We start from the raw sequence: 13547 nt of genomic DNA, 5'->3' as shown, positions 1-13547 counted from the left end.
TATTTCATTTATAGTATTGTCTTAAATAATATTTAAAACCGAATTAAATTTATGATAGATATTAAACACATAATTTGCTTAATACTGGGATTTAAAAATATTGCTTTTCATATTAACCCTACATTAACTCAGCATCAAATAATAGAGAACCTTTAATTTTTAATAATATATAATTATTTGATTTACAATTGATAATTCAATAAATCTGATGTGTTAGTTTAATAAACTCCGAGTCACTTAAAATTCATAAAAGTTCTTAAAATTAAACTGCTAAGGACAGATTTAACGCTTTTATAATAATGAAACTTAACTATTGAGCGTATTTTTCAAATTATGCGATTTAACCACTTCTCCACCATTTTTAGCCTGGTAATTCTATTAACTTTAACTCAAGTATATTGCCAGGATTTAACAACCAGTAAGGCAGGCGATTCTTTACCCGAAAGTAACTCTTCAGTTCCAGAAGACGGCGATTTTATGCCGAATGCAATTCGGGAATATAACGAAGCTTACTACATATTAAGCAGACTTAATACCTCTACCGGCTTGCCACCAAATGAGTTTAATTTTCAATCTCCACAAGCTACCTTAGAGCATTTTGTCTATAATGCGCGTAGTGGTGATTTTAAAAATGCCAGCTATGCCTTAAACTTTAATCTCTTGCCTGATGATATTACTCAAGAACAGGCCGCTACCCTTGCAGAAAAATTATTTTTCGTTTTAAATCAACGTATAAAAATTGATTGGAGCGGCTTGTCAGACCGGCCAGATGGTCAAATTGACATGAGTACAAGCACAAATCAGGCAATTGCAGGCAAACCTATGCGCAGCGTCGTTTTTGGTGAAATAGATCTTGACGGTAGGGATATTGTCTTAAGAATGCAACGTATTAAATACAAAGATTATGGAGCATTTTGGCTTATTTCAGCAAATACCGTAGAAAATATTGATAGTCTATATGAGGTTTACGGGCCCCGTGAACTCGATAGAATGATGCCAGATTGGGCACGTATTCAGTTTTTAAATATGCCTATTTGGAAATTTATCGGGACCCTTCTCCTTATCCTTATCAGTTATCTTTTAGGAAAACTCAGTTTATACCTCTTTAGAAAAATATTCAAAAAATCTGATAAAATCTGGGTAAACACGATAGCAAAACGGCTAGCAACCCCTGCGGGTTGGGCAATAGGCGTATTGTTTTTTTACATCTCTTTGAATAAACTTATTTCCTTTGGCGGAACATTTGCAAGTACACTTTATGCAATCTTATTAATTGCAGTTATAGGTACAATTACGTGGTTTATTATGCGATTTATAGATTCATTTATGGTCTATGTTGCCGAAACAAAAATAGGAGACACCAATCCCGAAGAAAATAATGAGGCTCGCATGATGTTAACATATATCTCTGTTGCAAGACGGGTTATAACATTTATAGTCATCATAGTAGGTTTTTCAGTAATCCTATCTCAGTTTAGATCATTAGAGAAGTTAGGAATATCTTTAATAGCCTCTGCCGGTCTCGCTACTGTGGTTCTGGGTGTTGCCGCTCAAAGTACTTTGGGTAATATTATCGCAGGTATTCAAATCGCTTTAACCAGACCTGCACGTATAGGAGACACCGTAATTATTGATGATGACTGGGGATATGTTGAAGATATACGGTTTACCTATATGGTAGTACGCACCTGGGATGAGCGACGTTTAATCGTACCCTTAAAAGAAATTATATCTAAAACCTTTGAAAACTGGTCTATGACCAGTGCTCATCAAATAAGACCCATAACTTTACACGTAGATTATCAAACTGATGTTAATTTAATACGCCAAAAGTTTAGCGAATTACTGGAACAAGAAGAAAATTGGGACAAAAATCATTCGCCGGTTGTACAGGTAGTAGACATGAGTGAGAAAACGATGCAGGTACGCGCTTTATGTAGTGCCAAAGATGCTTCCTCTACCTGGGATTTACACTGTACACTTCGGGAAAAATTAATTGCTTACATAAGTACAGTAGATAGCGGTCAGCATTTATCTAAATCTCGAATTCATATTCAAAATAATCTAAATAATGATCAACCTGTTTGAGTAGTTAAAGTTTAATTTTGAATTATGAACGAATTGTTAAACTTAAACTACGGTCACCTTTTTGAAGCGGAATTACTAAAAGAAATTTCAGAAATAGGTATTCTAAAAGAAGTAAAGGAAGGTGATAAACTTATGGAAATTGGCCAGTATATAACGGCTATGCCCTTACTTATTTCCGGAGCTATTAAAATATTACGTGAAGATTCTGAAGGTAATGAACTCCTACTCTATTTTTTAGAAAAAGGAGATACCTGTGCACTTACCTTATCTTTTAATCGGGGTCAACGTAAAAGTGAAATACGTGCCATCGCAGAGCTCGATACCGTTCTCATTATGATTCCCATACAAAAAATGGAAGAATGGAGCTCAACCTATAAATCCTGGAGAAATTTTATTTTTGACAGCTATCAAAATAGACTACAGGAAATGCTTGATACGCTAGATAGCATTGCTTTTATGCGTATGGATGAGCGTTTGCTCAAGTATTTGAGAGATAAGCAAAAACTTACTCAAAGCAACGAACTTCAAAGTACGCATCAGGAAATTGCCTATGAGATGCATACCTCTCGTGTTGTTATTTCAAGATTGCTTAAAAAGCTAGAATTAGAAGGTCGTATTAAGATTTTACGTAATAAAATAGAATTACTCAATTTAATTTAAGCTTCAAGTGTTTCTCGCATAGCTTTTGCTTTAAGTAAACATTCTTCATATTCTTTTTCTGGGATCGCCTGAGCTGTTATAGCGCTCCCTACCGTAAAAGACACATAGGGTTTTTCTGCATCATACAATAAACTGCGTATAACAACATTAAAATCAAAATCACCGTTAGGTTCAAAATAACCTATTGAGCCGCTATACAAACCGCGTTTAGAATTTTCTAAATCTTCAATAATCTGCATTGCTGAAAGCTTTGGCGCCCCAGTCATACTTCCCATAGGATATGTATTTTTGATACAGGATATAGGGTCTGTATCGGGTTCAACACTAGCTGTAATCGTAGAAATCATCTGGTGTACCTGTTTAAAAGAATACACCTTGCATAGTTCTTCTACTTGCACACTTCCTTTTAGCGCCAGCTTAGAAAGATCATTACGCACGAGGTCTGTAATCATGATATTTTCTGAGCGTTCTTTAGGATCCTGAGCAAGTTCCCGGGCAAGTTTTAAATCTTCAATAGTATTATTGCTTCTGCGGGCTGTGCCTTTTATAGGCTGACTAATCAATTTTGTATTCCGCTTACACAAATACCGTTCTGGAGAAGAACACAGCGCATATTTAGGACCTATTTTTAAAAATGCTGCAAACGGAGCTTTTGAAATCTCATTTAAATGTAGAAAACTCTTTAAAGGATCAATTTTAGATTCCGCATAAAATTCCTGGCAAAAATTAGCCTCATAAATATCGCCGCGGTGAATGTGATCGAGCATTTTATCTACCTGATCGCAATACGCATCTTTATTAAAACGAACCTTTACCTTAGGTGTAGTATAGTTTTCAACTACTATTTTTTCTTCGGAAGAATTAAATATCAACTCAAAATCCTTCTCAATATCTGCTGCTATTTCAGGGAGGTATAAAAATTCTATAGTATTACCTATAATGCGTATCAGTTTTAAAGGCTGAAAGAAATACAAATCAGGAAAATCTAACCCATCAAGGTTTGCAGACTGAAGATTTTCAACTTCATTTTTTAAATCATAGGTCATAAAACCCAGTAACCAGTCCTGTACTTGAGCTCTGTACTTAGAAAGTTCAGAAAATGCATGGTTTGATTTTATATGAATTGATGTTTTGGCACCTACACCTAACAAAATATCAAACTTTCCATAAGGATCTGTATGCCCATTAGAGGTTAGCAAACAACTCGTAGAATCTGGCTTTGCCCAATCTAACAAATGCTTTAGGAGATTTGTTTTATCTGGAATTGATTTTGATTTTATGATGCGCATAGATTTGTAAAATTACAGTTTAGCACATAAAAAAACCGTCAATAAAATCGACGGTTTTCAATAAATTTAGAGATAAACTATTGTTTATCGATCCAGTCTTTAATCTCTTCTTTGGTTTTTCCGGTTTTTTCTTGAAGTTTTCCAAGCATTTGGTCAAATTTACCTTCTGCGTGAGTGGTATCGTCATCTGTAAGATCACCATATTCCTCTTTAAATTTACCTTTAACTTGTTTCCACTTTCCTTCTATCTGATCATTATTCATAATTTTGGATTTTTGATTATTAGTAATATTTAAAATTACTGCTAAGAATAAACTATTTACCCCAACAAAACGCTAATCTTTAAAAGGCAAGCGTTAATTTTACTTAAAATTTATAACAATGCAGAAACTTCTATTTTCCCTATTTATATTAATCATTTTTAGTGCGTGTAATAACAAATCTAAAACTCTGGCAAGTGCAGATGCCCCACGTGTTACTGATGCTACTTACTATTTTGTGAGACACGCAGATAAAGTACGTGGTCCAAATGTAGGAGATAACCCGCCACTAAACGCCAACGGTAAGGCTCGTGCTAAATTCTGGGCAAAACAATTAAAAGATGTTGATTTTGACGCCGTTTACAGTACAAATTTTAAGCGAACGCGCAGTACAGCGCTGCCCACTGCAAAACAGAATAAACTAGAAATTAAAATTTACGAACCTTCTGAAGATTTCTATGTTAACTTTAAAGATAATCATGTGGGCAAAAATGTATTGGTAGTGGGACATAGTAATACCATACCTGCCTTTGTTAATGCTGTTCTAGGGGAGCAAAAATACAATGAAATAGATGATTCTACTTTCGGAAATCTTTACATTGTACGGGTAAAAGATGGTGTTGCAGAAGCCGAATTAAAAGATTTTAACAGCTGGAGCAAGCAGTAACTTTAATATTTTCTAATTCAATTTTAGATAACAACTTAAGTTTGCCATTTTCAAAAAGACTATCAAGACTTTGCAAAGGTGGAAACTGCTCTAAAGGCTCATAATTGTTATAATCAACAAAGCGAACACCATTTACCTCTCTAACATTATAGGCTTCTCTAAAACGCGTACCGCCTTCATTTACGTGGTAATTGTATGCTAAATAATCTACTGTAAAATCTTCGGTATCGATCCAGTACATATAATTGTCTTCAAAATCTTCACCCCCACCTTCTTCAGCAAATTGCACTTCAATCTTATAATAGGTTTTTCCTTTAATAGTAGCTTCTCCAATCCTTTTAGATTTTACTGCTTCCGCATTTAAACCATACGGCAACACCGAAAAATAATGTACCGAGTTTACACCTCCTGCAAGATTACTTATCAAAGAATCTTCCAGATTGATGATTTTACCCTTTACAAATCGTTTAAAATCTGAGTTTGTTAATTGATCTAAAGTATCTTTACAAGGCTTGTCAGAACAACGTTCCAGACTGAAATTTCCGTAATTACGTGATGCTTGATAAAATTTATCTCTAAAGGTAAATGTGATTGTTGATGTATCTATAGTTGAACCGCCAGCACGTGCTATGGCTTGAGCTATAATGGCTTGTGAGTCGAGAATTTTGATTTCTTTCTTACATCCTGTTAAACAAATTAAAAGGAATGTAAGTAGCACTATTTTTTTCATTATCTAGCATTTAGGAACTGCAAAATTAAAGTAATTACAGGCAATAGCAGTCCATTTGATAAATTAGTACTTTTGCAATCTTATGAAACAAGAAAATACAATTAATATTAAAAATAAGAAGGCTCGTTTTGAATATGAGATTCTTGATAAATATATAGCCGGTATTAAACTGGCGGGTACCGAAATTAAATCTATACGCGAAGGAAAAGCATCTATTGCAGAAAGTTTTTGTGAGTTTGAGGGTAATGAGCTTTTTGTGATAAATATGACCATTCAAGAATATTCACACGCTACCTATTTTAACCATCAGCCTAAGAGTAGTCGCAAGCTATTACTTAATCGTAGAGAACTCAATAAGCTTTTAAAGGAAGTCAAAAACAGCGGTCTAACTATTGTACCTCTTAGATTATTTATTAATGAGAGAGGACTGGCAAAAATGCAGATCGCGCTGGCAAAAGGTAAAAAATTATACGACAAACGAGAGGTTATTAAAGACCGGGATTCTAAAAAAAGTTTAGGACAAATTAAGAAGGCATTTAATAATTAGTGCAACAGGTAGAAAATAATTTAAGTCTTTTAAATTAAATTATACCACATGCTAAAAAAAATACTCTTCACTGTTATCGTATTGGTTTGCATCCAGGTACAGAGTCAGATTACAGGCTCGGTTACTAATGCGCAAAATGAGCCATTACCCTATGTAAATATCTATTTAAAAAATGCAGCAACCGGCACGACTACAAATGGTGACGGCCTGTATAGTCTTAATTTTAATAAGACCGGTACCTATACGGTAACTTTTCAGTTTTTAGGTTATACTACAAAGAATGTAGAAGTTACAATTACCGAGTTTCCATTTACATTAAATGCTGTTTTAGAAGAAGAAACAACATCACTAGACGAGGTGGTTTTAGATTCTAAAATAAATCCCGCAGACCGAATTATACGAGAAGTTCTTAAGGAAAAACCACAAACTTTATCTAAACAAAAAGCATATACCGCAGATTTTTATTCTCGTGGCTTATGGCGTGTAGAAAACGCTCCTGAAAAGTTTTTTGGGCAGGAACTGGGAGATTTAGGTGGAGGTCTTGATTCTACTCGAACCGGTATTGTATATCTAAGTGAGACGATTTCTAAAATTGCCTATCAGGAACCTAATGATTTTAACGAAATTATTACAGCAAGTAAGGTTAGTGGTGACAGCAATGGATTTAGCTTTAACAGTGCGCAGGAAGCAGATTTTTCATTCTATAATAATACCTTAGAAATACAGGCGCAAGTTGTTTCGCCTATTGCAGATAATGCCTTCAATTACTACACTTATAAATTAGTGGGTACGTTTAAAGAAGGTGATAAACTCATCAATAAAATACAGGTAACACCTAAACGTAAAAATGATCGTGTTTTTAGTGGTATACTATATATTGTTGAAGACGACTGGCAGCTTTATGGCGCAGATTTAAATACAAGTGGTGCTGCGATACAAGTACCTTTTGTAGATTCATTAGTATTTAAACACAGTTTTAAATACAATGCTACACAAAAACTTTGGGTTAAAATTTCTCAAAGTATCGACTTTAGCTTTAAGCTATTTGGTTTTGGTGGTAATGGAAGGTTTTCTGCAGTGTATAGCAATTATGATTTTAAACCTCAATTTGATCGTAAGAGTTTTTCAAATGAAGTATTAAGTTTTAAACCCGAAGCTAATAAAAAAGACAGTTTGTTTTGGCAGCAAATACGCCCAATTCCGCTTACTATTGAAGAACGTACAGATTATATTAGAAAAGACAGTTTACAAGAAATTCGGGACTCTAAACCCTATAAAGATTCAGTAGATAATGCACGTAATACATTTAAATTTACAGACGTACTTATGGGATACAGTTATCAAAATACCTATGATAAGTGGCGCTTAAGCTATGATGCAATTTTACCTACGATCTCCTATAATACAGTTCAAGGCTTCAATGCAACGGCAGGAGTAAGTTATTCTAAATGGACCGAAGATTATATACAGGCAACAACACTGAGCTTAAAAGCAAATTATGGGATTGACGATGAGCGTTTACGTTTTACAGGAAGAATTGCAAAACGATTTGACCGTATAAAAAATACAACAGTCATTCTGGAAGGAGGCTCTAAAATGCAGCAATTTAATTCTGAAGAACCTATTTCTGGTATAATAAACAGCTTGGCAACTCTCGTATGGAAAAAAAACTTTGCTAAATACTATGAATTAAATTTTGCGCGAGCGACGTTCTCGCAAGAACTATTTAATGGGTTTCAGCTAACTGCACAGGCGGGTTATGAGAAACGAATGCCGCTATTTAATACCACAGATCAAACGCTATTTAATAGAGATTTTGCTTACACTTCTAACAATCCTTTAAACCCTCAGGATTTTAATACTGCAGCAATACAAACTCACAATCTGGGAAAAGTAAATGTACAGGCAATGATTAATTTTGATCAGAAATATATGAGCTATCCTGACGGAAAGTTTAAAGTTGATGATTCTAAATATCCAACACTTTATGTAACTGCCGAACAAACCTTTGCAGCTAGTGATGCTAATTACAATTTTACAGAACTTAATGCAGAACTGCGTCAGGAACTTACTTTGGGTAATAAAGGAAACTTTGGATATGGCTTTACAGGAGGAACTTTTTTGAATGGAGACAACATCAGTTTTGTAGACTATCAGCATTTTAATGGAAATCAAACCTTTGTTAATTTTAGAAATCTGCGTCTTACTGGTTTTAATAATCTACCCTACTACGATTATAGCACTAAAGAAAGTTTCTTTGAAGCGCATGTAGAACACAATTTTAAAGGCTTTATTCTAGGAAAAATTCCCGGAATAAGAGCCTTAAATCTCAATCTAGTTACCGGTGTACATTCCTTATTAACACAAGAAAATAAACCTTATACTGAGTTTAATATAGGTGTTGATAACCTTGGCTTCGGAAAATTAAAGTTTCTGCGTGTTGATTATGTGCGCTCTTTTAGTGGTCCTAATCAAAAAGGAGCTTTTGTTTTTGGTCTCAGTTTTTAGAACAGATTTCTTTGTAATTTAGATTCTGTAAAACCGTTAAATTTATGCGCTTCTTTTTATTATTTTGCATATCGCTAGGCGTTCTGAGTTGCACAGCAGACAAAAAATTAAAACTCTCAAAAATAGAAGGTTTTCCTTCTCAAATTATAGGCTGTAGTTGCTATTATGCAATGAGCGAAGAAGATTTTTCTGCACAAAAATTTATTTATATTGATAAATATGGTGAAGAACCCGGGATGATTAATGTAAATGGAAATCTAATAGCCGTAGACCCTAAAAATAAAGATCCTAAAAATTATCAAATTAAAATTGACATTGAACAGGAGATTCAGTTAGATCAGGAATTGTACCATAGAGAAGGAGTACTTACAGTATTAGCACCAGACGGTGCGGTATTTACCTCTTCTATTTATGGGGAATGCGGCTGCTAAATAAGTGTGTAATGAAAAAACTACAGCAACCTGAAGTTTGGCTGCGAGGGCCTTTAAAAAATATTCCGCCTTATTTACAACCGGCAGCACATGCTTTAAAACAAACTGAGGAAGATCTCGACTATTGGTTAACAGATTTTGAAGATATACACCTCTGGGAAAATCCGGTGGGTAGAGCAAGTGTAGGATTTCATTTGCAACACATTACCGGTGTTTTAGACCGTATGATAACCTATTCAAAAGCACAAAAGTTATCTCAAGTACAATTTGACTATTTAAAACAGGAAGGAATTCAAAATTACAATGTTACCATATCCCAACTTAAAGCTGCATATTCTAATAAGTTAGATGAGGCATTCTTATACTTTAGTACATTAAAAGAGGTTGATTTACTTCAAAAGCGAAGTGTAGGCCGCAAAGAACTTCCATCAACAGTGTTAGGTCTTCTTTTTCACGCTGCAGAACACAGCCAAAGGCATTTAGGCCAATTATTGGTAACAACAAGTATTTTAAAAACTTTAAAGTAAGTAGCATTGTTTTATACTCATTATTCTCTTTTAATAAAATAAAACCAATTCATAAAGAATTTCGTATTTTCAGTTAAATAACCCTGTTAAATCGTAATTCTTGATATCTAAAACCGAGTTCCCTACCTCAGTTGAGCAAATTGAAGAAATTCATAAAGCACAGCAACTTTTTTATAAGACTAAGTCTACTCTTTCTATAGCTACCCGGCGTGGGAAACTGCAATTGCTTAAGGAGATTTTATTAAAATATGAAGTTGAAATTTGCGATGCGCTCTATGCAGACTTTAAGAAGCCTTTATTTGAAAGTCAGATAACCGAATATATTTTAGTGTTGCGTGAAGTTAAACGTGCACTAGATAAGCTCAATACCTGGACAAAGCCAAAACGTGTTCGCTCAAGTATTGTAAACTTTCCATCTCGTTCTAAAATTATTTTTGACCCTTATGGAAATACACTCATAATCGCTCCGTGGAATTATCCATTTCAACTTATTATGGCACCATTAATAGCTGCTGTAGCGGCTGGGAATACGGTTACCTTAAAGCCTAGCGAACTTACTCCGAACACGTCAAAACTGGTAGCTCAACTAATTTCTGAAGTTTTCGAGTCCAAATATGTGGCTGTAGTACAAGGTGGTGTTGAGCAATCTCAAAAACTTTTGAGTCTAAGATGGGACTATATCTTTTTTACCGGAAGTCCTAAAGTGGGTCAAATTGTGTATGAAGCTGCTGCAAAATACCTCACTCCTGTAACTTTAGAATTGGGCGGTAAAAATCCGTGTATTGTAGATAATACTACTCCCTTAAAATTGGCTGCAAAGCGTATCGTTTGGGGAAAATTTGTAAATGCTGGTCAAACGTGTATAGCTCCAGATTATCTACTCGTAAATGAAACGGTAAAAGCTGAATTTCTAACCTATCTCAAAGATGAAATCATACGTGCCTACGGACAAAACGCACAGGAATCTCCAGATTTTCCACGTATAATAAATAAATCTAATTTTGAGCGTCTCGAAAAACTGATAGATAAAGACTGTATTGTACATGGTGGCTATGTTGATAAAACAGATTTGTTTATTGCGCCTACCGTCTTAGATTTTAGTAAAAAAATAAGTAATCAAGATCTTCAGGACCTGCCTAATGCGATGCAAGATGAGATTTTTGGACCTGTGCTGCCTGTAATAGGGTATTCTAATATTTCAGAGCTTAATGATTGGATTGAAAAATTTGAAAAGCCGCTGGCACTCTACATTTTTTCAAAAAACAATCAATTACTAAATCATATTTTAACATCATACTCTTTTGGAGGTGGTGCTGTAAATGATGTAGTCATACAATTTACAAACGACAGATTACCCTTTGGAGGCGTGGGCAAAAGCGGTATAGGTGCTTATCACGGATATCGATCATTTGAAACTTTTTCACATAAAAAATCTATAGTAACCCGGGGTACCTGGTTAGATATACCCTTTCGGTATGCGCCGTATTTGGGCAAAACAAAATGGATCAAGAAATTAAATAACTGGATTTAATTATTAACAATTTTGTTTTTTAGAGCATATAAGACAAGCCCTATTCTACTGCGCACTTCTAATTTTTTAAATAAAGTATCTCGATAATTATCAATGGTTTTGGGACTTAAACACATATCACTCGCGATTTCTTTATAGGTTTTATCAGAGCAAGCCAAAATCATAAACTCCAATTCGCGTTCAGAGAAATTAATGTGATCATCATCGTTTTGCTTGTTAGAATATCCTTTTAAGAGCGCTGTGGTCACATTATCTGTATAATAATGCCCCTTTTTAGCCACTTCAGTTAATGCATGATTCAACGTATCTGGGTGTATGTCTTTTAACAAATAACCTTTACTCCCAGCCTTTAACATTTTTATGATGGTTTCCTCATCATCATCCATAGATAAAGCGATGGTCTTGATATTCGGTTTATGTTCATTAAGCCAATTTATTGTTTCAAATCCATTCATTACCGGCATATTAATATCAAGTAATATGATATCTGGATCTTGTGTTGCCGTATCGAGTTTATTAATGAGGTCATTACCATTACGCGCCATAAAAGAAACGCTAAAACCTTCAAAACTATTTATCAACCCCTGAAGCGATTGGGCAAAAAGTATATGGTCATCTACAACTCCCACTATACAGTTATTCATAATTTTAGGAATATGATAGGTTAAATTTTCAATTTTAAAATTAAGCAAATAAAATGAATATTATTTTTTTAGGTACCTGATATTGAGAATCGTACCACTTCCTTTTTCTGAAAATAAATCAAAATGTGCGTTTAGTAAAGCTGCTCTGCTTTTCATATTTATTAATCCCGAACTGGTGTGCCCTTCTGCCAAATCAAAACCTACCCCGTTATCTGATGCCTGCACGTGTAACTCACTCGGTAAATATTTAAATATAAATTTTAGACTGTCTGCCTTAGCATGTTTAATAACATTAGTTGTAAACTCCTGTATAATTCTAAAAAGAATTAAATTATCGTCTTGCGGTAAATCCCAGCATTCACCAGTAACTTCGAGGCTGGTTTTAAGAATACCTAATTTTTCAAGGCGTGTAAGTTCGTTTTCGGTGCTTTTAATAATACCCAATTGGTTAATTACTTCTTTATTGAGACTACGTGAAAGTTCCCGAATCTCTTGTAATGATTTTGCGACCAAACTTTGTATTTCTGAAACGATTGCTGTCTCTTCTGGCTCCTGTTTTTTGAGTAATACATTAAGCTCAAGGTTCGCTACAGATAGTAATTGTCCTATATTATCGTGAAGTTCCCAACTAACATTTTTAAGTGTCATTTCTTGAATTTCAAGCTGGGTACGAGCAACTTCTTCGAGATATTGTAATTCGGCTTTATTACGTTCTGTAATGAGTTTAATTTTTCGTTTTTGAAATAATGTAAATAGGATAATTACAAGAATAAACAGTGTAAGTAATACGGCAGAGCACACAATTATAAGTACTTCAAAGGACTCGCGAAATTGCTCTTGCTCAAAAACTTGCATTAGATTTACATTAAGTGACTCAATCGTAAAATGAAATAAATTTAGAAATAAAAAAGCCAGTAAAAATAAATAAACAACTTCAAATGAGACTTTTGAAGTAAAAATTCAATAAACCTAAACTTAGGTGGTCTCAATATATTTTAATGGCCTTCTTTAGATATTGGATGCTCTATAGCATTTCGGTCTGCACGTATAAAAGCGATAGAAAAACAACAATACTGTATACAATTAATTAAAAATAACATAACACTAAGTATTATAGGATTTTCCTTAGACAAAAATAATAGTGCGATGTAAAATGGTAAATACGTAATGCAGTACACCAGAATACCGAATGATACCCAGAAATAAGGCGATAAGGTTATATGCAGCACTACTTCACGATTTAGCAATTCTATAAAATAAAATGCCACGGTAATGATTAATAAAAAGGTTCCTAAGGCAAAAGAATAAGTCGCATTTATTAAAACCAATCCCTCGAGAACAGATACATCAACGATCCAAAAAAATACATAAACGATAAAAAATACTTTTACAATTTGCCTCCTGCGTTTAGAAATCAATAAATAATGATACCAACCTAAGAAAAATGCGAAGTGTATGAGCACATAAATATTATACAAAAGAATATTAGGTATTTTAAAGAACTCATAAGATATGCCTGCTACAAATTCATTTAAAACCACATAAATTAAAAAATACAAGATATACTTAAACTGAAAATTTTTAAATTCTTTGTACTTCACAATACCTATAGCTACAGCTATAAGTTCTAGGTATTGCGAATAAGAGCCCAACTCATCCATACAA

General features: G+C 34.1%; 14 protein-coding genes. 8 read left to right on the top strand and 6 right to left on the bottom strand.

Going from position 1 to position 13547, the window contains the following annotated elements; translation table 11 throughout:
- Window positions 1-333: 333 nt before the first annotated feature.
- Entirely contained in the window at window positions 334-2088 is a 1755-nt protein-coding gene (locus ACEN25_RS02050; protein WP_441801419.1) for a mechanosensitive ion channel family protein, read from the top strand.
- Window positions 2089-2112: 24 nt separating this feature from the next.
- Window positions 2113-2748, top strand: coding sequence for a Crp/Fnr family transcriptional regulator (locus tag ACEN25_RS02045; RefSeq protein WP_028375472.1), 636 nt, complete (start codon window positions 2113-2115; stop codon window positions 2746-2748).
- On the opposite strand, the gene ACEN25_RS02040 is transcribed toward ACEN25_RS02045, so the two are convergent.
- Window positions 2745-4037: an anthranilate synthase component I family protein gene (locus tag ACEN25_RS02040; protein ID WP_441801418.1), complete on the bottom strand. Its 1293-nt coding sequence runs from the start codon at window positions 4035-4037 to the stop codon at window positions 2745-2747. The two genes, ACEN25_RS02045 and ACEN25_RS02040, sit on opposite strands and share 4 nt — an antisense overlap.
- 77 nt (window positions 4038-4114) lie before the next feature.
- Complete coding sequence (locus tag ACEN25_RS02035) at window positions 4115-4300, bottom strand: CsbD family protein (protein ID WP_028375474.1); 186 nt, start codon at window positions 4298-4300, stop codon at window positions 4115-4117.
- Between the two features lie 118 nt (window positions 4301-4418).
- Here ACEN25_RS02035 and ACEN25_RS02030 point away from each other — a divergent pair, with 118 nt between their 5' ends.
- Window positions 4419-4964: a histidine phosphatase family protein gene (locus ACEN25_RS02030; RefSeq protein ID WP_441801417.1), complete on the top strand. Its 546-nt coding sequence runs from the start codon at window positions 4419-4421 to the stop codon at window positions 4962-4964.
- Here the strand turns inward: ACEN25_RS02030 and ACEN25_RS02025 are convergent.
- Window positions 4942-5694 carry a DUF6503 family protein gene (locus tag ACEN25_RS02025; RefSeq protein ID WP_441801416.1) on the bottom strand — a complete coding sequence of 251 codons (753 nt, stop codon included), beginning with the start codon at window positions 5692-5694 and terminating at the stop codon, window positions 4942-4944. The genes ACEN25_RS02030 and ACEN25_RS02025 overlap by 23 nt on opposite strands.
- 82 nt (window positions 5695-5776) lie before the next feature.
- Here ACEN25_RS02025 and smpB point away from each other — a divergent pair, with 82 nt between their 5' ends.
- From smpB to ACEN25_RS02000, 5 genes are all read left to right on the top strand, one after another.
- On the top strand, window positions 5777-6241 hold the full coding sequence (gene smpB / locus ACEN25_RS02020) for an SsrA-binding protein SmpB (protein WP_441801415.1): 465 nt from the start codon (window positions 5777-5779) through the stop codon (window positions 6239-6241).
- 48 nt (window positions 6242-6289) lie between these two features.
- The gene (locus ACEN25_RS02015; protein ID WP_441801414.1) at window positions 6290-8749 is read left to right on the top strand and encodes a DUF5686 and carboxypeptidase regulatory-like domain-containing protein; all 2460 of its coding nucleotides are present in this window, start codon (window positions 6290-6292) and stop codon (window positions 8747-8749) included.
- Window positions 8750-8793: 44 nt separating this feature from the next.
- Window positions 8794-9180 carry a hypothetical protein gene (locus ACEN25_RS02010; protein ID WP_441801413.1) on the top strand — a complete coding sequence of 129 codons (387 nt, stop codon included), beginning with the start codon at window positions 8794-8796 and terminating at the stop codon, window positions 9178-9180.
- Window positions 9181-9191: 11 nt separating this feature from the next.
- Window positions 9192-9707, top strand: a complete 516-nt coding sequence (locus tag ACEN25_RS02005; RefSeq protein ID WP_441801412.1) for a DinB family protein — start codon at window positions 9192-9194, stop codon at window positions 9705-9707.
- Between the two features lie 100 nt (window positions 9708-9807).
- A complete protein-coding gene (locus ACEN25_RS02000; RefSeq protein WP_441801411.1) occupies window positions 9808-11238 on the top strand; it encodes an aldehyde dehydrogenase in 1431 nt (476 codons plus the stop codon).
- On the opposite strand, the gene ACEN25_RS01995 is transcribed toward ACEN25_RS02000, so the two are convergent.
- The 3 genes from ACEN25_RS01995 to ACEN25_RS01985 all read right to left on the bottom strand — a co-directional run bounded on the left by ACEN25_RS01995 (window position 11235) and on the right by ACEN25_RS01985 (window position 13543).
- Window positions 11235-11882, bottom strand: a complete 648-nt coding sequence (locus ACEN25_RS01995) for a response regulator transcription factor (protein ID WP_441801410.1) — start codon at window positions 11880-11882, stop codon at window positions 11235-11237. The genes ACEN25_RS02000 and ACEN25_RS01995 overlap by 4 nt on opposite strands.
- Window positions 11883-11942: 60 nt before the next feature.
- A complete protein-coding gene (locus ACEN25_RS01990) occupies window positions 11943-12737 on the bottom strand; it encodes a sensor histidine kinase (RefSeq protein WP_441801409.1) in 795 nt (264 codons plus the stop codon).
- A 140-nt stretch (window positions 12738-12877) separates the two neighbouring features.
- Window positions 12878-13543: a hypothetical protein gene (locus ACEN25_RS01985; protein ID WP_441801408.1), complete on the bottom strand. Its 666-nt coding sequence runs from the start codon at window positions 13541-13543 to the stop codon at window positions 12878-12880.
- Window positions 13544-13547 lie beyond the last annotated feature (4 nt).

The sequence above is a fragment of the Leeuwenhoekiella sp. W20_SRS_FM14 genome, assembly GCF_052119605.1.
GTDB lineage: Bacteria > Bacteroidota > Bacteroidia > Flavobacteriales > Flavobacteriaceae > Leeuwenhoekiella.
The sequence above is the reverse complement of the archived record's forward strand: the minus strand, read 5'-3'. Positions and strand labels throughout refer to the sequence as shown.

Bases quoted from the DNA above. Each gene is read 5' to 3' on its own strand.
- ACEN25_RS02030 (WP_441801417.1), top strand. From the start codon at position 4,419: ATGCAGAAACTTCTATTTTCCCTATTTATATTAATCATTTTTAGTGCG.
- ACEN25_RS02050 (WP_441801419.1), top strand. From the start codon at position 334: ATGCGATTTAACCACTTCTCCACCATTTTTAGCCTGGTAATTCTATTA.
- ACEN25_RS02040 (WP_441801418.1), bottom strand. From the start codon at position 4,037: ATGCGCATCATAAAATCAAAATCAATTCCAGATAAAACAAATCTCCTA.
- ACEN25_RS02025 (WP_441801416.1), bottom strand. From the start codon at position 5,694: ATGAAAAAAATAGTGCTACTTACATTCCTTTTAATTTGTTTAACAGGA.
- ACEN25_RS01990 (WP_441801409.1), bottom strand. From the start codon at position 12,737: ATGCAAGTTTTTGAGCAAGAGCAATTTCGCGAGTCCTTTGAAGTACTT.
- ACEN25_RS02035 (WP_028375474.1), bottom strand. From the start codon at position 4,300: ATGAATAATGATCAGATAGAAGGAAAGTGGAAACAAGTTAAAGGTAAA.
- smpB (WP_441801415.1), top strand. From the start codon at position 5,777: ATGAAACAAGAAAATACAATTAATATTAAAAATAAGAAGGCTCGTTTT.
- ACEN25_RS02010 (WP_441801413.1), top strand. From the start codon at position 8,794: ATGCGCTTCTTTTTATTATTTTGCATATCGCTAGGCGTTCTGAGTTGC.
- ACEN25_RS02005 (WP_441801412.1), top strand. From the start codon at position 9,192: ATGAAAAAACTACAGCAACCTGAAGTTTGGCTGCGAGGGCCTTTAAAA.
- ACEN25_RS01995 (WP_441801410.1), bottom strand. From the start codon at position 11,882: ATGAATAACTGTATAGTGGGAGTTGTAGATGACCATATACTTTTTGCC.
- ACEN25_RS02015 (WP_441801414.1), top strand. From the start codon at position 6,290: ATGCTAAAAAAAATACTCTTCACTGTTATCGTATTGGTTTGCATCCAG.
- ACEN25_RS02045 (WP_028375472.1), top strand. From the start codon at position 2,113: ATGAACGAATTGTTAAACTTAAACTACGGTCACCTTTTTGAAGCGGAA.
- ACEN25_RS01985 (WP_441801408.1), bottom strand. From the start codon at position 13,543: ATGGATGAGTTGGGCTCTTATTCGCAATACCTAGAACTTATAGCTGTA.